Source organism: Actinomycetota bacterium, assembly GCA_030774015.1.
Taxonomy (GTDB): Bacteria; Actinomycetota; UBA4738; order UBA4738; family JACQTL01; genus JALYLZ01.
Genome location: JALYLZ010000088.1, coordinates 1 through 21,507 on the forward strand (window position 1 = coordinate 1; position 21,507 = coordinate 21,507).

A 21,507-nucleotide genomic window follows, 5' to 3' on the forward strand; every position below is an offset into this window, starting at 1 on the left:
CGGGGCCATACCGCGGTCCCCGGTCCACGAAGATCTCCGAGGACGGCCCGCCCGGGCCCGCCGCGTGGGTCCACCAGAAGTTGTCGTCCCACCCTCGCCGCACGATGCGGTCCCGGGGGATGCCGACCTCCCCGGCCCAGATCTCGATGGCCTCGTCGTCGGTCTCGTACACCGTCACCCACAGCCGGTCGGGCTCGATCCCGTATCGCTCCGTGACCAGCTCGTAGGCCATGGCGCACGCGCCCGACTTGAAGTAGTCGCCGAAGGAGAAGTTCCCGAGCATCTCGAAGAAGGTGTTGTGCCGGGGGCTGTGGCCGACCAGGTCGATGTCCGTGGTTCGAAACGCCTTCTGCACGGTGGCCACCCTGGGGGCCGGCGGCGCCGCGTGGCCCAGGAAGTAGGGGATGAACTGGACCATCCCGGCGGTGGTCAGCAGCAGGCTGGGGTCGGGCGAGATCAGCGGGGCCGAGGGCAGCAGCTTGTGCCCCCGTTCCTGGAAGAAGGACGTGAACGTCGTGCGGATCTCGCCCCCGCGCATGGCTTTCTAGTCTAGCGGCGCGGCCTGCCCGGCCTCCGGGGACGACCCGGAAACCGCACGTCAGCGCGGGAACGGGGCGGAGACGTCGGGATCGATCCGGAGCCGCTCCACGGTCCCGCCGTTCTCGTGATGCGAGTCCACGTACCCGGGCGGCGCGGGCTCACCGTGGGACGGCTCGTGCACCAGCGCCTCCATCCCGGGGTCCTGCGGCGACGGCTCGACCTCACCCGACATGACCAGCGACAGCATGTCCACGCCCACCTCCTGGGGGTCCATGCTCCGCTCCACCAACCACCGGTAGCCGCCGCCGACCGCTTGCTCCGACAGGTCGAGCTCCACGGGTTCCGACGGACTTCCGAAGCGGTCCAGGATCACGCGGACAACGGGGCGCGACAGCATCCGGTCGTGGTTGCGCACGACCATGGCCACCTCGCCGGTGGACAGCAGCACCAGCGACCCGATCGGGAACAGCCCCAGCAGGCGGACGAACGACCGCACCACGAGCGGATCGAACCCCCGCCCCGCGCCGGCCTGGAGGACCGAGAGGGCCTGGCGACGCTCCTCCGGCTCGCGGTAGGAACGCTTGCTGGTGATGGCGTCGAAGCAGTCCGCCACCGCCACCATCCGTGCGGCCAGCGCGGGCCGGGGCCGCCCGGTGAGCTTCGGGTAGCCGGAGAGGTCGTACGCCGCGTGGTGCTCGAACACGATGGTGACCGCCGGGTTGAACATCTCCTTGCCCGTGAGCAGGATCATGGCCGCCCCGTCCAGGGGGTGCCGCTGGATCAGGCGCCACTGCTCCTCCGACAGCGCCCCCACGTGCTGGAGGATCTCCTTCGGCACCCTCACTTTCCCCACGTCGTGCAGCAGCGCGCCCAGCCCCAGCGTGGCCACCTGGTCCTGGCGCAGCCCGATGGCCTGGCCCAGCGCCAGCGCCAGGATGCACACGTTCATCATGTGGTAGTAGGTGTACTCGTCGTAGGACTTGACGGCGGTGACCAGTAGCGCGTGCGCGGGGTCCCCCGCTACCTGGGTGGCCAGGCGTTCGATGACCCGGCGAGCGCCGCCCAGGTCCACCGGCTGCCCGGCCGCCACTCGCGACGCCGTGTCCCGCAGGACATCGAGCCCCAGCGAATAGCTTCGGAGCAGCTCCGACATCTCGCGGGTGTCCTCCTCCACCGCGTCCAGCACCGGCCGGACCCGGTTCAGGGAGATCCCGGGGAGGTCCGAGGCCAGGGGGCGCTCCCCCACCAGGATCCGGGCCAGCCCGTCGATGTCCCAAGCCGAGCCGGGCAGGAGCTCGACGGCCTCGACGCCCGCTCCCTCGAAGGCCTCGATGAGCTTCCCCAGGGCCAGCGACTCCCGGGACAGCAGCGTCGGCCCCAGGTAGAAGCTGTGGCGGGTCACGAAGAGCACGGGCGGCTCCCCGGAGCGACCGATCAGGCCACGGACGTGCTCGGACATGGTCCGGACCGCGCCCACCCGGTTCGGGTGGGCCTCCGGATACAGCCGGTAGGTCTGGAGGGCCGCCGACATGTTCCGCAGGAGCTGCCGGCTCTCCTCGACCGCAGCCGCGGATGGCTGGACGGCGGTCATGCCGCGAGCTCCGAGCGCCGCCCGAGCAGCCCCTTGGCGTGCTTGCGAAGGGACCGGGGCAGGCGCGGCCGGCTGCGCGACCGGGCCAGGGACTCCAGGCCGCGCGCGGCATCCTGGCTGGGATGCCGAGCCAGATGGTCGAGGGCGGCGCGCCGGATGGAGGGGTCCCGACCCCGCCGGGCCAGCTCCAGCAGGGCTGTCACCGCGGCGGTGGTCACCAGTCCGCCCAGGGCGCCGACCGCCAGGACGCGAACCCCTTCGTCGGGATCCTCCGCCATGTTCCGGAGCCGCTCGGCTCCCTCCGGCCCTCCGACCGCGATCAGGCCCCAGATGGCCTCCTTCCTGACCGCGGGCACCGGATGCTTCGACACCTCCACGATGAACGGGCCGGCCTCCGGGCCGCCGGCCCGGTGCAGCACCGCTACGGCATCCCGGACCACCTCCCACCGGCGGTCGGAGAGCCGCGCCGCCACCCGCCGGGTATGGCCTCGGGCCAACTCCGTCAACACGTTCAGCAGGACGCCACGGGCGTGTCCGTCGGTCTCGCCGGCAAGGACATCGAGCAGTCCGTCCACCGCAGCATCGCCGAGCGGAGCCAGGAGCGCCTGCAAGGCCAGCTCTCCCCCGCTCTCCATGGCCTGGGCCACCAGCTGCCGCACGATCGCCGGATCGGGGATCTGGCGCCGGTACACGTCGAACAGCGACGCGCGATCGGGGCGGCCGGCCTCGAGCGCGGCCACCCTTCCGGCATCGCCCACGTCGATGATTCGAACCAGGGTGCGCCCGTCCCCCTGTCCGAGCGACTGGCGGCCCTCCGCCATCCAGGCCATCAGGAACCGTTCCAGCCGTTCCTGATCAGGCTCCAGCCGGAGGTAGTCCGACAACGTCCTGGCGGCCTCCGCCTGGGCCGAATCATCCGAGTCCGGCCAGGCTCGCCGGATGGCGGCCAGGTCGTCCTGTTCCCGGGCCACCAGGCTGTGTCCCAACAGGTCGGAGACCGTCTCGAACACGAAGCGATCGTCCTCGGGAACGGCCTCGGCCTCGGCGCTCTTTGGCCGGCCCGGCACCACCTCGGTGAGGACCGTCCCGGCCTCCTCCCTCCCGGACACCACGGAGGCGGTGAGCTCGACGATGTCGGGTTCCCGGACACCGGCCGCCACCAGCTTCCGGGCCAGCTCGATGGGGTCGTGGCCCACGGCGTTCGACATGTCCACCAGGACCCGGGCCAGGTCGCTGTCGCTCATCGTGCCCACGTAGCGCTCGGCCAGGGGATCGGCCCGGGCCCGGTCGATCAGCACGGCGTTCAGGATGCGACGCTGGTCGTCGGGGAGCGACGACACCGTGCCCTGGAGCATCTTGTACAGGTTCAGGTTCGCCGCCATCTCCGGGGGAAGCGACGACACCACGGCCTGGAACCGGGCGAACAGCGACTCGGCCACGGTGCCCAGCTCATGACGGGTGTCGGTCTCGCCGGGCGTCAGGCCGATGGAGTCGCGCACCCAGTCCCAGTCCTCCATGTCCTGCGTGGGGCGGGAGCGCTCGGACGTCTGGACCTCAACGGCCTCCGGCGCCACCTCCAGCAGGGCGATGGAGACCATGCCGGTGCTCCGGACGACGGCCGCCACGCCGCCCTGGGACACCAGGTCCTCGGGCCGCTGGATCAGCGCCTCGTACAGGGCCGCCAGGTCCCGAGGGTCCGGAGCGGCCCGGACGCGGATGCGTTCGGCCCGACGCTCGTAACACGCCCGGGCCAGGCGAGCGATGGCCTCGTCGGCATCGAGGGGGCCGTCCTCGATGTGGAAGCCGTCCCCGCGGACCTCGGCGTCGATGGACCCGAACTCGAGGGCCCGGACGGCGGCCTGCGAGATGCGATCGGTGGCCGCGACGAACGCCGGCTGCTCCAGCCGGCCGGGGAACAGCCGGTAGGCGGACAGCCCGATGGAGAGCTGCCGCATGAAGGTGCCGGTGGCCCGCTGCCGGTCGGTCGGTTGTTCTGCCAACGTCGATCAAGCGGCCCAGGATGGCCGCCCCCGCTTGCATATCGACCGGCGGACGTGTCGGGTTGACCCCACCGGAGCTCGCCGCGGTCCTGGCGCGGTCCCGGTGTCCAGGTCCCGGCCGGCTACTCGGATTCCAGCGAGCCCCGGATCTCGGCTTCCCTCTCGGCCATGGCGGTCCGGCCGGCGGCGACGGATTGGCGAACCAGCTCCACCAGGTCCGTCACGCTTCGCCCGGCTTCGCGGGCGACGTTGGCGGGGGCCATGGCCTCGCGGGTCCGCCGCATCCACCGCGACACCATGAACGCGGCCGTGGCCCCGGCGCCGACCCCGACCGCGGTCCAGAACAGACGCCGCACTACTTGCCGTTCCTGTCGCCCCGGAACCGCCTCAGGGCCCGGGACGCGCCGGCCGCGAAGGCTACGACCTTGATCAACGGGCTGGAGACGGTCTGCTCGACCACCGCGGTGAGCCGCTCGGCCGACTTGGCCATCTTCCCGGCGGATTCCATGATCCCGTCGACCCGGTCGAGCTCCTTGTTCACCGAGGTCACGGTGACCTTGACCTCCCCCAGCAGGGGAACGGTCTCGTCGCGGATGCCGTCGATCAGGGTCTTGGTGCTCTCCAGCACCCGGAACAGGGTGAGCAGCATCAGGGACAGGAACAGCACCAGGACACCCCAGAACGCCGCCAGGACGATGAGGGCGACGTCTCCGCCGGATAGCGCCAGGACCGACACGCGTTCCCTCCCGCTCGATCGAGTGGCCGGTGGCGGTGTCCCGCCCCGGACAGCGCGGGCATCATACCGGGAGGGCGGCGGGCGAATCTTCAGCCCGGCGCGCCGTCTCCCGCAGGCTGCCCGGGATCTTGCGTCTCCTCGCCCTGCCCCGACGGCTCGTAGTACCGGTGGCCCTGGAACCGGACCGGCCGGTACTCCTGCTCGACGTGGTGGCCGGGGAAGTCGTGCGGGTACTGATAGCCCTTGCCGTATCCGAGCTTGCGCAGGCCGGGATGCCCGGGCTCCTTCAGGTGCAGCGGAACCTGGTCGGCGGACCGGGCCTCCTCCGTGGCCCGCCCCAGCGCCTGGATGACGCTGTTCGACTTGGGGGCCCGGGCCAGGTAGATGGCCGCCTCCGCCAGGTTCAGCCGGGCCTCCGGCAGCCCCACGTACTCCACGGCCTGGGCGGCGGCGACGGCCACCAGCAGCGCGCGCGGGTCGGCCAGGCCGATGTCCTCCGAGGCGTGCACCACCATCCGCCGGGCGATGTAGCGGGCGTCCTCGCCCGCCTCGATCATGCGGGCCAGCCAGAACAGGGCCGCGTCGGGGTCCGAGCCGCGGATGCTCTTGATGAACGCCGAGATGACGTCGTAGTGGGCGTCGCCCTGCCGGTCGTACACGATGGCCTTGTGCTGCACTGCGTCCGCGGCCCGGTCCCTGGACACCACGGCCTCTTCCGCCGAGGACCCCGCCAGCACCGCGGCCTCCAGCCCGGTCAGCGCGATCCGGGCGTCCCCGCCGGCCACCTCGACCAGGTGGTCGAGCGCCTCCGGTTCCACCTCGACCCCGACCTTCCCCAGGCCCCGGTCGGGATCGGCCAGGGCTCGCTCCAGCAGGGTGCGCAGCTCCTCCGCCGAGAGCGGCTCCAGGCGCAGGAGCAGGCACCGCGACAGCAGCGGCGTGACCAGCGAGAAGTACGGGTTCTCGGTGGTGGCCCCGATCAGCGTGATGGTCCCGTCCTCCACCGACGGCAGCAGGACGTCCTGCTGGGCCTTGCTCCACCGGTGGACCTCGTCCACGAACAGCACCGTGCGCAGCATCCCGCCCTTGGCCCGTTCCATGACCTTGCGGGCGTCGGCCACGCCCGAGGAGACCGCGGAGAGCTGCACCAGCTCCGACCCCACGGCCTCCGCCAGGAGATACGCCAGGGTGGTCTTCCCGGTGCCGGCGGGGCCCCACAGGATCATGGAGGGAAGGTGTCCACCGTCCAGCAGGGCGCTCAGCGCCTTGCCCGGCCCGAACAGGTGATGCTGGCCGACGAACTCATCGAACGTCCGCGGCCGCATCCGCGCCGCCAGCGGAACCTCTGCCACCCGGGCTCCTCTCGATCTCCTGCACTCGGGGCCGCCAGCGTACCGCCCCCCAACCCGCGATAGGGTTCCGGGGAACGATGAGATGGCTGGCACTTCCCGTCGGGATCGTCCTGCTGGTGGTCACGCTGCTGGACGTGTTCCGCACGATGGTCATTCCGCGGGCGTTCCGCGGCCGGTACCGGCTGACCCGGCTGATCTTCCTGGCGGTGTGGAGGCCCTGGCGGTGGGTCGGCCTGCGGGCCAAGACACAGGAGTCGCGCGAGCACATCCTGGCCGGCGCCGCGCCGATGGGCCTGTTCGTCCTGCTGGGGGCGTGGGCGGCCCTCACCACGCTGGGGTACGGGCTGATGCTGTGGAGCGCACCGTTCGTCCACGGCGTCCACGGTCCCGGCGACGGGAGCTTCTTCACGGCCCTGTACTTCTCGGGCACGTCGCTGTTCACCATCGGCTTCGGCGACGTGCTCGCCACGGGTCTCAGCCGCGCCGTCGTGATCGTCGAGGGCGCCACCGGGCTGGGGCTGGTGGCGGTCGTGATCGGGTACCTGCCCGTGCTGTACCAGGCCTTCAACCGCCGCGAGGTGGGTGTGCTGCTGCTCGACGCGCGGGCGGGGTCGCCGCCGTCCGGCCCCGAGCTCCTGCGCCGGACCGCCGGCAGCGGAGGCTTCGCCCAGCTCCCGGACCTGTTCGACTACTGGGAACGGTGGGCGGCCGACATCCTGGAGACGCACCTGTCCTACCCGCTGCTGGTGTACTTCCGCTCCCCTCACGACAGCACTTCGTGGGTCACGTCCCTCGGTGCGGTGCTCGACGCGGCCACGCTGGTCCTCGCGGTCAAGGAGGCGACGCCCCTGCACAGCGCGCAGATGTTCCACTCAACGGGCGTCCACGCCGTGGAGGACCTGTTCTTCTACTTCCGGCTGACCGAGCGGCAACCGGTCATCGAGCGGGAAGAGTTCGACCAGGTCCTGGAGGACCTCCGGGCGATCGGATTCCATCTCCGCCCCGCCGACGATGCATGGGAACGGTTCCTGAAGCTCCGGGCGAAGTACGCGGGCAGGCTCAACGCCCTCGCCATCATGGTCGCCGCGCCCCCCGCGCAGTGGATCGGCGACCGGTCCACGCTGCCGCTCCAGCCCGAGCTCCAACGGCAGCCACGCCACTAGCCCGCGCCAGAAAAGCGAAGCACGCCCCGGGCTGGTCATCGTGAACCGTAGGCTCACGTAGGTGGGTGTCCTCCCGCCGGATTCAGTGAACCCCGAGGGGCTCGACAACACCGCCGGAGACGGACTCCCGGATTCGAGGTGCTGGTTCGACGAATCCACAGCCTGGAACGTGCTCCGCGTCGATCCTAGACCGGGAGCGACGGTCGTTCAATTTAGCGGGCGCCACCCGGAGGCGGCTCCACGAGCCGTAGTCCCAGCTCCCGGAGCTGCTCGGCCGAGACGGTCCCCGGCGCCCCGGTGAGAAGGTCCTGACCGGAGGCCGTCTTCGGGAATGCGATGACCTCCCGGATGTTCTCCTTGCCCGCGAGGAGCATGACCAGGCGATCCAGTCCGAACGCGATCCCCCCGTGCGGCGGGACCCCGTAGCGGAACGCCTGGAGCAGGAACCCGAACTTCTCCTCGGCCTCCTCCGGCGACAGCCCGAGGACCTCGAACACCTTGCGCTGCACCGCCGGGCGGTGGATCCGGATGCTGCCTCCGCCCAGCTCGAAGCCGTTGAGCACGACGTCGTACGCGCGGGCGCGAGCCGTGGCGGGGTCGGCGTCGTCCGTGGCCGGCGAGGTGAAGGGATGGTGGACCGAGACCCACTTCTCCTCCTCGCCGCTCCACTCGAACAGCGGCGGCTCCACGATCCACAGGAACTTCCACTCGTTCCCCGGGACCAGCCCCAGCCTCGCGGCCATGTGGCGGCGGAGGCCGTCCAGGGCCACCGCCACGCGGTCGGGGGCGTCGGCCACGATCAGCACCAGGTCGCCGTCGGATGCCTGGGTCAGCCTGGCGATGTCGCCGAGCTCGTCCGGCGACAGGTACGAGCTGACCGGCGACTTGATCTCGGAGCGGAGGAACGCCAGCCACACCAGGCCGGACGCGCCCCGCGACCTGGCCTCCTGGACCAGCTCGTCCAGCTCCCGGCGCGACCACGAGGCGGCGCCGGGCGCGGCGAACCCCTTGATCTGCCCACCGGAGGCGACCACGTTCGCGAACACGCGGAACTCGGTCCGGCGGAAGGCGCCGGTGAGGTCCACCAGCTCCATCCCGTAGCGGAGGTCGGGTTTGTCGGAGCCGTACCGGTCGATCGCGTCGGCGTAGGTCAGCCGCTGGAACGGCGTCGGCACGTCCACGCCGTGGGTCTCGCGGAGCAGGCCGGCCAGCATGGGTTCGATGAGGCCGAGGACGTCCTCCTCCTCGACGAAGGACATCTCCACGTCGAGCTGGGTGAACTCGGGCTGGCGGTCGGCCCGGGTGGCCTCGTCCCGGAAGCACCGCACGATCTGGTAGTACCGGTCCAGGCCCGCCACCATCAGCAGCTGCTTGAACAGCTGGGGCGACTGGGGAAGGGCATAGAACGACCCGGGAATGCCCCGCGCCGGCACCAGGAAGTCCCGGGCCCCCTCGGGCGTGCTCCGGGTGAGGTCGGGCGTCTCCACGTCGACGAAGCCGCGCTCGTCGAAGTACCGGCGGATGAACCGGATGACGCGGTGGCGAAGCTCCAGCACGCCGGTCATCTCGGGACGCCGCAGGTCCAGGTAGCGGTGGCGCAGGCGGGTGCTCTCGTCGGCCTCGACGCGGTCCTCGATGGGGAAGGGGGGCGGCTCCGACTCCGACAGGACCTCGAGCGACCGAGCCATCACCTCGACCTCGCCGGTCCCCAGGTTCGGGTTGGCGGTGCCCTCCGGGCGCAGGCGGACCTCACCGGCCACGCGCACCACCCACTCGCCCCGGGTGGCGTCGGCGGCCGCGTACGCGTCGGGTGCGTCCTCCGGGTGGAACACCACCTGCACGATGCCCGGGCGGTCCCGGAGGTCCAGGAAGATCACGCCGCCGTGGTCGCGCCGGTGGGCCACCCACCCGCACAGGACCACCTCCGCCCCGGCGTGGTCCGGACGGAGCTCGCCGCAGGCGTGGGTCCTCAGGCCTGTGCGGAGATCCATGTCGGCACGTCCGTGGCCGGAACCTTCTCCTGATGACCGTCCTCCATGCGCCGCACGGTGACGGTGCCCTCGGCCACCTCCTGGTCGCCCACGATCAGCGCGAAGCGGGCCCCGCTCCGGTCCGCCATCCGCAGCTGCGCCTTCAGCGGCCGTTCCTCGAACGACGCGTCCGCGGACACCCCCGCCGCCCGCACCTGGCGGAGCAGGTCGTGGCCCCTCGCGCGGCCGGGTCCGATCCCCACCACGAAGCACGTCACGCCAGTGGAGACGCCCAGGTCCACCCCTTCCGCCCGGGCCGCCAGCAGCGTTCGGTCGAGCCCCAGGCCGAAGCCGACCCCGGGCGTGGGTGGCCCGCCCAGCACCTCGGCCAGGCCGTCGTACCGGCCGCCGCCGCACACCGTGCCGGCCTGGGCCTGGGGCAACACGTCCGACACGAACTCGAACGCCGTCCGGGTGTAGTAGTCCAGCCCCCGCACCAGGGTCGGCGTGAGCACCGCCTTCACACCTTCGGACTCCAGCACCGACAGGAACTCCTCGAAGTGCTGCCGGCACGGCTCGCACAGGTGGTCGACGATCTTGGGCGCACCGGCGGAGACCGCCCGGCACGCCTCGTCCTTGCAGTCCAGCACCCGAAGCGGGTTCATCCGGAAGCGGTCCCGGTGCTCGTCCGTCAGCTCCTCCCGGTGTTCCTCCAGGTACGCGACCAGCAGCTCCCGGTACGCCGGCCGGCACGTCTCGTCGCCGATGCTGTTCACCTGGAGCTCCAGCCGGGACAGGCCGAGGTCGCGCAGGAACCGGTCCGCCAGCACGACCACCTCCACGTCCGCCTCGGCGCCGGCGACGCCCAGCACCTCCGCCCCGAAGATCCGGAACTCCCGCAGCCGCCCCGCCTGGGGCCGGCCGTACCGCCACGTCGTGTTCACGTAGTAGGCCTTGAACGGCGACCCAAGGTCGTGCGAGTGGGCCAGGTACGCGCGGACCACCGGCGCCGTGCCCTCCGCCCGGAGCGTCAGCGATCGCCCTCCCCGGTCCTTGAACGTGTACATCTCCTTGGTCACCACGTCGCTGGACTCCCCAGAGGTACGGGCGAACAGGTCGGTGCTCTCGAAGGCCGGCGTCTCGACGTACCGATACCCGAACACCGCCGCCAGGCGGTGGGCCCGCACGTACAGCTCCGCCATCTCGGCGGAGCCCGGCGGCAGGAGGTCCTCGGTGCCCCGAGGCGGCTGGAGGTCCACCTACAGCTCCAGCAGGAACGGGTTCGAGTGGCGCTCCAGGCCGACGGTGGTGTCCGGCCCGTGACCCGGGTAGACCGGCAGCGGGTCGGGCAAGGCCAGGAACCGCCGGAGGCTTCGATCCATGTCAGCGGGCGACGAGTTGGGGAAATCGCTTCGCCCGATCGCGCCCCGGAACACCAGGTCGCCCGACAGCAGGAACGCGTCGGTGCGGAAGCACACGCTCCCCGGCGTGTGGCCGGGCGTGTGGACGACCTCGATGCGGAAGCCGGCGAACTCCAGGACGTCGCCGTCGGTGACCGTGCGGACGTCCTTCGCCGGCGCTGGGGGCGCCGGGTGCCCGGCTCCCCACGCCGCCGGGTCCGTCAGGGCCAGCTCGTCCGCCTCGTGGATGTACAGCGGCAGCTCGTCGCCGCAGAACACGCCGGACGACCCGACGTGGTCGAAGTGGCCGTGCGTGGCCAGCGCCGCCACCGGCCGCTTCCCGGCCGCCTCCAGCATCCGGTGCACGACCTCTGGGGAGAAGCCCGGGTCGACCACGACGGCCTCGTCGGAGCCGTCGGCGGCGAGCAACCAGCAGTTGGTGTCGAACGGGTTGTCGGAAAACACCTCGCGGTACATCGGTCGGCCATCTTACCCAGTACCGCTCCGACTCCCGCCGGAATTCCGGCCGGCCCTATCTGGCGGGTCCCAGGTCCGCCCCATCCAGCACCAGGGTGACCGGGCCGTCGTTGACCAGCTCCACTTCCATGTGCTCCCGAAAGGACCCTCGCGCCACGCGAGCGCCCAACGCCTCCAGCGCCTCCGCGAACCGGTTCACCCGCTCGGCGGCGACCTCGGGCGGGGCGGCCCCAATCCACGACGGCCGCCTCCCCTTCCGCCAGTCCCCGTACAGCGTGAACTGGGGCACGAGCAGCACCGCGCCGCCGACGTCGGCAAGGGCGCGGTTCATCTTGCCCTCCGCGTCCTCGAACACCCGGAGATGGAAGACCTTCGCCGCCAGACGTTCGGGCTGACCGCCGTCATCGCCCGCTCCCACCCCCACCAGCAGCAGGAACCCGGTGCCGATCTCGGCGACGGTCTCGCCACGGACGCGGACGGCGGCGCGCGTGACCCGCTGGAGCACGACCCGCACGTGCGGCCCGGCTACCGAGGGACGACGCGGTAGGCATCGAACACGCTGTCGACGCCCTTCACCGCGGCCAGGATCCGGGACAGATGGGTGATGTCGGCGATCTCGAACATGAACCGCTGGGTGGTGATGCGGTCCTTCCCCACCGACGAGGTCGCCGACAGGATGTTCACCTGGGCGTCCGAAAGGACCGAGGCGATGTCGCGGAGCAGCTTCTGGCGGTCCAGCGCCTCGACCTGGATGGCCACCACGAACGAGGTGGGCTTCCCGGCCCGCCACGTCACCTCCAGGATGCGCTCCGGCTCCCGGGCCAGCGCCTTGGCGTTCGGACAGTCCGCCCGGTGCACGGAGACGCCCTGGCCGCGGGAAACGAACCCGATGATCTCGTCGCCGGGCACGGGCATGCAGCACTTGGCCAGGCGGACCCACACGTCGGATGCGCCGGGGACGACCACCCCTTGCGCCGTTTCCCGCTTGATGCGAACCGGGCGGGCCAGGGGGACGTCCTCGTTGTCGTCCTCGGCCGTGTCGGAGAGCAGGCGGGACAGCCGGGCCACCACCGACTGCGGCGAGACGTGCCCCTCCCCGATCGCGACGTACAGGGCGTCGAGCGAGGGGTACTTGAGGTCGATGGCCACGCGTGACAGCGCCTCCTCCGTGGCCAGACGCCGGAGCGGCACGCCCTGCTTGCGCATGGCCCGCTGCATGAGGTCGCGCCCCGTCTCCAGGGCGTCCTCGCGCCGCTCCCGCGAGAACCATTGCCGGACCTTGGTCCGGGCCCGCGGCGTGGTGACGAGCTTCAGCCAGTCCCGAGACGGCCCGGCGTCCTGCGCCTTCGACGTCAGAACCTCCACGGTGTCGCCCGTCTGGAGCTGGTAGTCGAGCGGCACCAGCTTCCCGCTGATCTTCGCGCCGATGCAGCGGTGGCCCACCTCCGTGTGGATCGAGTACGCGAAGTCGATCGGTGTGGCCCCCCGGGGAAGCTCCACCACGTCCCCCTTCGGGGTGAACACGAAGACCTGGTTGGCGTACAGGTCGATCTTCAGGCCCTCCATGAACTCGCGAGGGTCCGACGTCTCCTTCTGCCACTCGAGGACCCGACCCAGCCAGGCCAGCTCGGCCTGGTCGTCGTCGCCCTTCTTCCCGCGCTTGTACCGCCAGTGGGCGGCGATGCCGTACTCGGCCACGCGGTGCATCTGCTCGGTCCGGATCTGGATCTCGAGGGGCCGGCCCTCCGGCCCGATCACGGTGGTGTGCAGGGACTGGTACATGTTGAACTTGGGCATCGCGATGTAGTCCTTGAAGCGTCCGGGGACGGGCTTCCACAGGGAGTGGATGGCGCCGAGGGCCCCGTAGCAGTCTCGGATGGAGTCCACGCGGACCCGGATGCCCACCAGGTCGTAGATCTCGTCGAACTCCTTACCCCGCAGGACCATCTTTTCGTAGACCGAGTACAGGTGCTTCGGGCGGCCGTCGACCTCCACCCGGAGCTTCGACTCCCGCAGGCGCCCGCGGACCGTCTCCAACACGCTGTCCAGCCACTCCTGGCGTTCGCCGGCCCGCTTCTCCACCAGGCTCGCGATCTCCTCGAAACGGCGGGGGTACAGCGTGGCGAAGGAGAGGTCCTCCAGCTCCCACTTGATGCGGTGCACCCCCAGCCGGTGGGCCAGGGGCGCGTAGATCTCCATGGTCTCGGTGGCCTTCGCCTTCTGCTTGGCGGGCGAGAGGCTCCCCAGGGTCCGCATGTTGTGGAGGCGGTCGGCCAGCTTGATCAGGAGGACCCGGATGTCCTTGGCCATGGCCACGATCATCTTGCGGACGTTCTCGGCCTGTTCGGCCTCCTTGGTCCGGAAGGTGATCCGGTCCAGCTTGGTCAGCCCGTCGACGATCTGGGCGACCTGTGGCCCGAACTCCTGCTCGATCTCCTCCACCGTGAGCTCGGTGTCCTCCACCACGTCGTGGAGCAGCGCCGACATCAGCGTGGTGGTGTCCATGCCAAGGTCCGCGAGCACGAAGGCCACGCCCAGGGGATGCTCGATGAAGTCTTCGCCGGAGGCCCGCTTCTGCCCGCGGTGGGAGTTCTCTGCGAACACGAATGCCCGCTGGATCTCCTTGAGGTCGGCCTTGGGGCTCTCGGACTTGATCCGGCGGGCCAGGGCGTCGAAGCCGTCGGGGGCGCTGCCGTCGCCCGGCAGCAGGCGCGACAGGAGGCCACCTCGTCGCTCGGCCTTGACCTGCTCCTGGCTCTGCATGGCGCCTCCCTGGGAGCAAGTGTACCGGGAGGCTGTCTCGGAACGGAGCTATCCCGACGGCGGACGACGAGCCACGCGATCCTCGGAGCGGCCCGGCAGCGAGCTATCCGGCGTCGCCCGGCCCCTGTTTCAGGGTCTGTGCGCTCGAGTACGGCTTGCCTTCCTGCTCGGCCAGGATCTCGCCCAGCTCCTCCGCCTCGGCGTCCGTCAGCCCCTTGGTCCGGCGCTTCGCCATGAGCTCGTCCGTCCTGCTGCCCCCGGCGCCGCCCGCGCCCGCGGCTGCGTCGGGCAGCGCGGTCTCGTGAGCCGGGCCCTGTGACTGCGTGCCCGGCGGGGGTGGCTGCTCCCGGGCCAGCTCGTGCTCCGCGTCCTGCCTGTCGTCGGCCATTCCCGCTCCTTGTCCGTGCGCTGGCAAAGGCTACCGGTCCCGCGGTCCCTGTGCACCCTCGGCGGTGCTCGTGCCGGCCGATTCGTCCAGGAGGATCCAGATCTCGCACACCTCCCGGAATCCGAGCCGCCGCAGGATCGGGCGGGACATCGAGCCCGCCTGCGTCACCAGGACGGGTACCCCGCGAGCCGCCGCGTCATGCCACCGGGCCGCCACCAGGGCCCGGTACGCCCCCCGGCCCCGAGCGGCGGGCTGGGTGGCGCCTCCGCTCATCACGACCCCACGGTCGGTGAACACCGCGATCGCCGCCGCCACGGGCTCCCCGCCGACCGACGCCAGATAGACCGCCCGGGTTCCGGTCCGGTCCGCCTGGAGAGCCAGCTCGGCCTGGCGGGCGATCTCCTCCTCCGGCGCCTCCGATTCGAATCCCTCGGCCAGGATCCGCTCGGCGGCGATGTGGTCCGCGAGCGTGACGGCGCGCCGCGCCCCCACTCCGGCCACCTCCGGCGGCGCTTCGGTGAGCACCATGCCCACGACCAGCGGCTCTCGGTACGGGGCCATCCCCAGCGCCTCGAGGCGACCGGCCAGATCCGCCGGCGTGGCCGACGGCCCGACTTCCCATGTCCGGCTCCTCCGGCCCCGCCGGTCCAGAAGGTCGCGGACGCGCCCGACGGTCGGCTCCACCGTGGACGGCTCCAGCCGCAGGCGCTGCACCACGGTGAAGGAAGGCTCGGAGGAGCTCGTCCCCAGCCAGATCACGAACGCAACGTCCACGATTCGCTCCGCGCCCGGCGACAGCGGGACGTGGGTGTTGAGGTCCTCGGCCAGCTCCAGGACCCTCCCGGCGACGGGAGCCTCGGGCCCCACGGCTAGTACGTGATGAGCGAGAAGAAGTCGAAGCCCTCGAGCTGCTGGCGGCCCTCCAGGAACCCCAGCTCGATCAGGCACGCGATCCCGACGACCTTCGCGCCCAGCCCCTCGACCAGCGAGGCCGTGGCCTTGGCCGTCCCTCCGGTGGCCAGCACGTCGTCCACGATCAGGACGCGCTCCCCGGGAGCCAGCGCGTCGCGGTGGATCTCCAGGGTCTCCGTGCCGTACTCCAGCGAGTACTGGGCCGATTCGGTCTCCCAGGGGAGCTTCCCGGCCTTGCGCACGGGCACGAACCCGGCCCCGAAGTGATAGGCCACCGGCGAGGCCAGGATGAACCCCCGGGCCTCGATGCCGACCACCTTGTCCACGCTCCCCCGCCCGAAGTGCACCACGATCAGGTCGATGACCGTGGAGAACGCTATCTCGTCGGCCAGCAGCGGGGTGATGTCCTTGAAGACGATGCCCTGCTTGGGGAAATCGGGGACGTCGCGGATGAGCGACTTCAGGCGCTCGATGTCGATGGTCACGGCCTAGCGCCCGCCACCCGGAACGAGCTCACCGCCGCCGCCTCTTCGCCGCGGTCGTCTTCTTCTTCTTCTTGGGCTTCGAGCCGGCCGGGCGAGGCGCGCCGGATCCCTGGGGCCGGCGGGGCGGCGTGGACACGGTGGTGGTTCCGGGCGCGGTCGCGGTGCCGGTGGCGGTGACCGCGGCGGTCCGCTCCCCCTCGCCGTCCCCGGCCCGCAGCCTCGCCTGCCGCGGCACCGAGCGCAGGGTCGGCCGGGTTCCCCGGGCCAGGGCCCGGGCCCGGATCTGCTGGTACCGGGGCTCCCGTTCCTTCAGCAGGGCGAGCACCGGCGACGCGATGAAGATCGAGGAGTAGGTCCCTGACGCGACCCCCACGAACAGCGCGAATGCGAAGTCCTTCAGGGTCGAGCCTCCGAACAGCAGCAGGGACAGGATCGGCAGGAGCACGACCAGCGAGGTGTTCACCGACCGCATCAAGGTCTCGTTCAGCGAGAGGTTCACCACGTTCGAGTAGCCGTCCCGGGCCACCAGCGTGATGGACTCCGTGTTCTCCTTGACCCGGTCGAAGATGACCACCGTGTCGTACAGCGAGTACCCCAGGATGGTGAGGATGGCGATCACCGTGGCCGGGGTGACCTCCCGTCCGACCAGGGCGTAGATGCCGGCCGTGATGATGAGGTCGTGCAGCAGCGCGGTCTGGGCTGCCAGGGCCATCTTCCACTCGAACCGGAACGCGATGTACACCGTGACCAGGATCAGGAAGATGACCAGGCCCTGGATGGCCTTCGAGGAGATCTGGGCTCCCCACGTCGGCCCGACGTCCTGGATGTTGATGTCGGCGGTCCCGACGCCGGCCTGGGTGGCCAGCTGTGAGAGGAGACGGGCCCGCTCGTCTCCGCCCAGGGCCTTCGCCCGCACGTCGGTGGGCGTGGTGCCGGCCTGTGTCGCGAGCGCCGCGATCAGCTGGTCCTTGTCGACCTTGGACAGGTCGTGGACGCTGACGGCGGACGGATCGATGCCGGCCTGCTTGGCCAGCGCGGCGATGGCGTCCTTCTTGGTGGCGGGCGCGGGGGTGGGGCTGGCCGTCGGCGCCGCAGAGGCGGACGGCGAGGCCGCCGCGGACGGTGAGGCGGAAGGGGTCGCGCTGGCCTTCGCGCTCGGAGACGCGGTCGGGGTGGCTCCGGCGGACGCGGAGGCGCTCGGCGTCGGCGTGGGGGCCGTGAACGGCTGGGTCTGTACGACGACCATCCCGCCCGCGATGGTGACGATGGCTTCGGGATGGCCCAGGTTCGTCAGGGTGCTCTGCACCTGCGAGGCCGTGAGGTTCGCGGTCACCGGCTTGTAGAAGAAGACGATGCCCGTGCCCTTCCCGACGTCGGAGATCGGCCTGGCGGTCACCGTGATGGTGCTGCCGGTCTCCGAGATCTTGGCCCCGGTGATGCCGAACTCCGCCAGGGTCGCCTTCACGTCGTCGGTGGTGACCCCGGTCGTGTTCGGGTAGGTGAGCTGGGTCTGGGGCGGTCCACCCAGGTCGTTCAGGGACCGGGTCCGGACCGAGACCTCCTTGACCCCCTGGCCCGCCACGACCTGGACCTCGGCGTCGGAGCGGCCGTACCGAGCCAGGATCGAGCGGACCTGATCGGCGGAGACGCCGCTTGTGTCCGGGTACTTCAGCAGGGCGCCGCCCTTGAAGTCGATCGAGAAGTTGAGGCCCCGCGCGAACAGCCCGATCAGCGACAGGAGGATGAAGAATCCCGACAGCGCGAACCACCAGTTCCGCCTGGGGATGATGGTGAGGTGCGGCGCCCGGTGTCCCCGGAACGTGCTGATAGCCTCGCGGAACCTCATGTCCGGCTCACTCCGAGGCCCCGGCCACGGCCGGGATCGGGTCGGCCGCCACGCCGCTTCGGAGGCCGATGCCCCGCATGTTCGACAGGGTCGGGCTCCGGGAGATCAGGAACACGGTCGGTCGCTTGAAGAAGTACACGACGAACATGTCGAGCGCGGTCGACAGCCCCAGGGTGAGGGCGAAGCCGCGGACCGAGCCGATGGCCAGCAGGTACAGGATGGCCGCGGCCAGGATGGTCACGGTGTCCGCCGCCACGATGGTGTGCCAGGCGCGCTTGAACGCGGGGACCACGGCGACGCGCAGGGTCTTGCCCTCGCGGACCTCGTCCTTCAATCGTTCGTAGAACACGATGTAGGAGTCCGCAGTGATTCCCATCGACACGATGATCCCGGCGATGCCGGCCAGGGAGAGGCTGTAGCCGACGGTCTTGCCCATGACCGACACCAGCGCCAGCGCCAGGATCGCCCAGATCGACATCCCGAGCCACGTCACCACGCCGAGCAGGCGGTAGTAGAAGCCGAGGTACAGCATCAGCAGGATCAGCCCGGCGAAGCCCGCCACCAGCCCCTGGTGCAGCGAGGTCTTGCCGAGGGTGGGGCTCACGGTCTCGACGTTCTGCTTGGTGAGCTCGACCGGGAGGGCGCCGACGTTCAGGACCAGCGCGAGGTCCTTCGCCTCGGTCTCGCTGAACGAGCCGGTGATCTGGCCCTGGCCTCCGGTGATGGCGCCCTGGACCGTGGGGGCGGACTCCACCGCCCGGTCCAGGATGATGGCCAGCTCGTTGCGGGGAGCCGGCTGGCTCACCAGGTTCTGGGTGATGTCGGCGAACTTCTTCGACCCGGCCCCGGTCAGCGTGAAGTCGATCTCCCACCCCACGCGCCCGACGCTCAACTGGCTCTGGCTGGCCGTCCGGTAGACCGCGGTGGCCTTGGCGATCGAGTCGCCCGTGATCTCGACGGGGCCCATCGTGTAGTACCCCTTGCCCGCCTTGTCGAGATAGGTGACCTGCTTGTTCTCGAGCTCGTTGGTGCTGCAGCCCGGAAGGTCAGGCTTGTTGAGGGGACACTGCACGACCTTCGGGTCGTTGCAGAACGACTGGCCGTGGAACTCGGGCGGGCAGGACGTGAGCTTCGTCGTCTTCGGATCGAACGCCCCCGTGGCCACGACCTGCCGCTCCTCCAGGCGCGCGGTCTTCCCGATCAGGTCCAGCAGCCGCTGCTGTCCGATGGACTGGATCGCGACCTGGGCTGCGGCCGCCGAGGTGTAGTTGCACCCGAGGTTCTCCCCCGTGCTGGCGGTCGCGCAGAACTTGCCACCCTTCGCCGTGACGGTCCCCCGGCCCAGTCCCGGGACCTGGACCTGGATGTCACGGTTTCCCACCACGCTGACGTCCGGTTCCGCCACGCCCAATGCGTCGATGCGGCTCCGGATGTCGTCCGCCGCCCGCTGCAGGACGTCCTTGGCCGTGCCCGCGGGTGCCTGGAGCACGACCGAGATGCCGCCGGCCAGGTCGAGGCCGGCCCGGGGGGTGGTCCCGGTCAGGAACCCGACGATGGAGGCGACCACCAGAACGCCGACGAGGACGAGGGACAGAACCAAACGGCGGGTGCCCTTCACAGCAGCTGCGCTCCATTGACCATGAGGTGGAACCGGCAGTCCAGCGTCTCGGCGGCGCGCCGGCACATCACCATTCGGCCCAGGAAGATCTCGAAATATTCCATGACGTGGCTGATCTCGGTGTCGATCGTGAGTTCGAGGGTGACCGTTCGGGCCTCAGAGTCTACCCGCAGGAACGACTGTTCGGCCGCGAAATTGACGCGGTCGTGGATGTCGAACTCGATCTGTGCCTGCTTGCGCACCCGGCTCCTGTGCACGTCCGACTTGTCGGCCAGGATCACCGCGGCGGCCACCGGCCCCACCGCGTGTCCGTCGGCCTCCTCATGGTTCGCCACCGCGGAGACGATGGTTGCAAGATCCTCCGGCGGGACCTGGTCCCGGAGGGCCTGGTAGACGAGCAGCCCGCCGGTCTGGCCGTGCATCTCCCGGGCCACCATGTTGCCCACGTCGTGGAGATATCCGGCGACGGAGGCCAGGTTCGAGGTGTGCTCGTCGAAGCCGAGCCGCGTCATCACGTTGAAGGCGATCCGTCCCGACAGGTTGGCGTGGCGGAACCCATGCTCGGTGTACCCGAGGCCCTTCATGACCCGGTCGGCCGCAGCGATGAACATCGACAGCTCCGCGTTGTCGCGGATGTCCGCCATCGTGATGGGCTCGCGCTCGGCGGCGGCCGGGGAGAGCTGGGGGTCCGTTGCGCTTGCCTCGGCGGGTGTGGCCGGTCGCTCCGCGCTCGCAGCGGGCGTCGGGCGGATCTCGGGGGAGGCCTCCCCCGCGGGCCGGCTCACGAGGACTCGTCCGCCTCCTCGCCCTCGGGCTCCTCTTCCTCCTGGTCGGGGTTGAGCTTGCGGGCGATGGCGCTCCGGACGAACCGCAGGGTGGTGCCCGGCGCGACTTCGAGCGTGATCGCGTCGTCGTCCACGGCCCGGACCGTGCCGAAGAGCCCTCCGATGGTGACGACCTCGTCACCGACGTCCACGCTCTGGATCAGCTCGCGCTGGGCCCTGGCCCGCCGCTGCTGGGGCCGGATGAGCAGGAAGTAGAACACCACACCGATCAGGATCAGCGGGAGGAACGTGACCAGCGGGTTTGTGTTCGTGTTGGAGTTCGCCGCGCCCACGAAGAGTAGGGCCGCATTCATTCGATAAGCCTCCTTGCGTTCCCGTGAGCATACAGGGTGGGGGTGAGCCCGATCCGGGCAGCCCGGAGCCTGTCAGACGAGGGGAAGCGCGCCCTCGCGAGTGACGCCGAGGTGGCGGAACGCGCGCTCGGTGGCCATCCTCCCCCGGGGGGTTCGCTTCAGGAATCCCAGCTGGAGCAGGTACGGCTCGTAGACGTCCTCGATGGTCTCCATCTCCTCCCCCACCGCGGCGGCGAGCGTCGACAGGCCCACCGGCCCGCCCTCGAACTTCCCGATGAGCGTGGCGAGGATGGCGACGTCCAGCTTGTCCAGCCCCCGCTCGTCGACCTCGTAGAGCTCGAGGCCGAGGCGGGCCGCCGCCACCGTGATCCGCCCGTCGCCCCGTACCTGGGCGAAGTCGCGAACCCGGCGGAGCAGGCGGTTGGCCACCCTCGGGGTGCCCCGGGCCCGCCGGGCGATCTCCGCCCCGCCGTCGGGCTCCATGTCCAGCCCCAGGATCCGGGCCGAGCGCCGCACCACCAGGGCGAGCTCCTGCTCGGAGTAGTAGTCGAGCCGCGGCGCGAACCCGAACCGTTCCCGGAGCGGCAGCGTGAGCATGCCCGGGCGGGTGGTGGCACCGACCAGGGTGAACCGGGGCAAGTCCAGGCGGATGCTCCTGGCGGAGGGGCCCTTGCCGATGACCACGTCCAGCTTGAAGTCCTCCAGGGCCGCGTACAGGATCTCCTCGACCGACCGGGGCATCCGGTGGATCTCGTCCACGAAGAGCACGTCGCCGTCCCCGAGGTTCGTGAGGATGGCGGCCAGGTCGCCGGCCCGTTCCAGCGCCGGCCCGGAGGTGGGCCGGAACCCCACCGACATCTCATGGGCCACGATCCCCGCCAGCGTGGTCTTGCCCAGGCCGGGCGGGCCCGAGAACAGCAGGTGATCGGCCAGCTCCCCGCGGGCCCGGGCCCCCTCGATCAGCAGCCCGAGCTGCTCCTTGGTCCGTTCCTGGCCGACGAAGTCATCCAGCGTGCGAGGCCGAAGTGCGGCGTCGAACTCCCGCTCGTCGTCGCGGACCACGGGGGCGACGATGCGCTCCGGATCGTGCTCCGGATCGCTCACCGGATCGCTCACCGGATCACCCAC

Annotated in this window: 19 protein-coding genes and 1 pseudogene; 1 reads left to right on the forward strand and 19 read right to left on the reverse strand. The window is 70.8% G+C overall.

The genetic code is table 11. The features are described 5' to 3' along the window. The 6 genes from M3Q23_08785 to M3Q23_08810 form a co-directional block, all read right to left on the reverse strand. Positions 1-538, reverse strand: a 538-nt coding sequence (locus M3Q23_08785; protein MDP9342180.1) for an alanine--tRNA ligase-related protein, incomplete at its 3' end; no start/stop codon positions are given. Between the two features lie 60 nt (positions 539-598). Then, positions 599-2,131 (reverse strand): HD domain-containing protein, encoded by a 1,533-nt coding sequence (locus M3Q23_08790; protein MDP9342181.1) that lies wholly within the window; start codon positions 2,129-2,131, stop codon positions 599-601. After that, positions 2,128-4,131 (reverse strand): HEAT repeat domain-containing protein, encoded by a 2,004-nt coding sequence (locus tag M3Q23_08795; protein ID MDP9342182.1) that lies wholly within the window; start codon positions 4,129-4,131, stop codon positions 2,128-2,130. Before M3Q23_08795 ends, M3Q23_08790 begins: the two co-directional genes overlap by 4 nt. A gap of 122 nt (positions 4,132-4,253) precedes the next feature. Next, positions 4,254-4,487 carry a hypothetical protein gene (locus tag M3Q23_08800; GenBank protein ID MDP9342183.1) on the reverse strand — a complete coding sequence of 78 codons (234 nt, stop codon included), beginning with the start codon at positions 4,485-4,487 and terminating at the stop codon, positions 4,254-4,256. Continuing rightward, positions 4,487-4,867 (reverse strand): DUF948 domain-containing protein, encoded by a 381-nt coding sequence (locus M3Q23_08805; GenBank protein ID MDP9342184.1) that lies wholly within the window; start codon positions 4,865-4,867, stop codon positions 4,487-4,489. Before M3Q23_08805 ends, M3Q23_08800 begins: the two co-directional genes overlap by 1 nt. 89 nt (positions 4,868-4,956) lie before the next feature. Continuing rightward, a complete protein-coding gene (locus M3Q23_08810; protein MDP9342185.1) occupies positions 4,957-6,219 on the reverse strand; it encodes a replication-associated recombination protein A in 1,263 nt (420 codons plus the stop codon). A gap of 77 nt (positions 6,220-6,296) precedes the next feature. On the opposite strand from M3Q23_08810, the gene M3Q23_08815 reads away from it, so the two are divergent. Further along, positions 6,297-7,382, forward strand: a complete 1,086-nt coding sequence (locus tag M3Q23_08815) for a potassium channel family protein (protein MDP9342186.1) — start codon at positions 6,297-6,299, stop codon at positions 7,380-7,382. 212 nt (positions 7,383-7,594) lie between these two features. Here M3Q23_08815 and aspS read toward each other — a convergent pair whose 3' ends face one another. The 13 genes and pseudogenes from aspS to ruvB all read right to left on the reverse strand — a co-directional run bounded on the left by aspS (position 7,595) and on the right by ruvB (position 21,507). Then, positions 7,595-9,373, reverse strand: a complete 1,779-nt coding sequence (gene aspS / locus M3Q23_08820; protein MDP9342187.1) for an aspartate--tRNA ligase — start codon at positions 9,371-9,373, stop codon at positions 7,595-7,597. Then, positions 9,352-10,611, reverse strand: a complete 1,260-nt coding sequence (gene hisS / locus M3Q23_08825; GenBank protein ID MDP9342188.1) for a histidine--tRNA ligase — start codon at positions 10,609-10,611, stop codon at positions 9,352-9,354. The genes aspS and hisS overlap by 22 nt, the downstream gene beginning before the upstream one ends. Further along, on the reverse strand, positions 10,612-11,229 hold the full coding sequence (locus tag M3Q23_08830) for an MBL fold metallo-hydrolase (GenBank protein MDP9342189.1): 618 nt from the start codon (positions 11,227-11,229) through the stop codon (positions 10,612-10,614). It abuts the gene before it with no gap. 55 nt (positions 11,230-11,284) lie between these two features. Continuing rightward, positions 11,285-11,743 (reverse strand): D-aminoacyl-tRNA deacylase, encoded by a 459-nt coding sequence (dtd, locus tag M3Q23_08835; protein ID MDP9342190.1) that lies wholly within the window; start codon positions 11,741-11,743, stop codon positions 11,285-11,287. Positions 11,744-11,754: 11 nt separating this feature from the next. Then, positions 11,755-13,857 (reverse strand): annotated as a pseudogene (locus M3Q23_08840) (bifunctional (p)ppGpp synthetase/guanosine-3',5'-bis(diphosphate) 3'-pyrophosphohydrolase). Positions 13,858-14,095: 238 nt separating this feature from the next. Further along, positions 14,096-14,380: a hypothetical protein gene (locus M3Q23_08845; GenBank protein MDP9342191.1), complete on the reverse strand. Its 285-nt coding sequence runs from the start codon at positions 14,378-14,380 to the stop codon at positions 14,096-14,098. 30 nt (positions 14,381-14,410) lie between these two features. After that, entirely contained in the window at positions 14,411-15,247 is an 837-nt protein-coding gene (locus M3Q23_08850) for a GNAT family N-acetyltransferase (protein MDP9342192.1), read from the reverse strand. A gap of 2 nt (positions 15,248-15,249) precedes the next feature. Beyond that, complete coding sequence (locus M3Q23_08855) at positions 15,250-15,771, reverse strand: adenine phosphoribosyltransferase (GenBank protein MDP9342193.1); 522 nt, start codon at positions 15,769-15,771, stop codon at positions 15,250-15,252. 34 nt (positions 15,772-15,805) lie between these two features. After that, a complete protein-coding gene (secF, locus tag M3Q23_08860; GenBank protein MDP9342194.1) occupies positions 15,806-17,623 on the reverse strand; it encodes a protein translocase subunit SecF in 1,818 nt (605 codons plus the stop codon). A 7-nt stretch (positions 17,624-17,630) separates the two neighbouring features. Continuing rightward, positions 17,631-19,241: a protein translocase subunit SecD gene (gene secD, locus M3Q23_08865; GenBank protein ID MDP9342195.1), complete on the reverse strand. Its 1,611-nt coding sequence runs from the start codon at positions 19,239-19,241 to the stop codon at positions 17,631-17,633. Then, entirely contained in the window at positions 19,238-20,026 is a 789-nt protein-coding gene (locus tag M3Q23_08870; protein MDP9342196.1) for a phosphohydrolase, read from the reverse strand. Before M3Q23_08870 ends, secD begins: the two co-directional genes overlap by 4 nt. Next, positions 20,023-20,379 carry a preprotein translocase subunit YajC gene (yajC, locus tag M3Q23_08875; GenBank protein MDP9342197.1) on the reverse strand — a complete coding sequence of 119 codons (357 nt, stop codon included), beginning with the start codon at positions 20,377-20,379 and terminating at the stop codon, positions 20,023-20,025. Before yajC ends, M3Q23_08870 begins: the two co-directional genes overlap by 4 nt. Before the next feature lie 72 nt (positions 20,380-20,451). Further along, a complete protein-coding gene (gene ruvB / locus M3Q23_08880) occupies positions 20,452-21,507 on the reverse strand; it encodes a Holliday junction branch migration DNA helicase RuvB (GenBank protein ID MDP9342198.1) in 1,056 nt (351 codons plus the stop codon).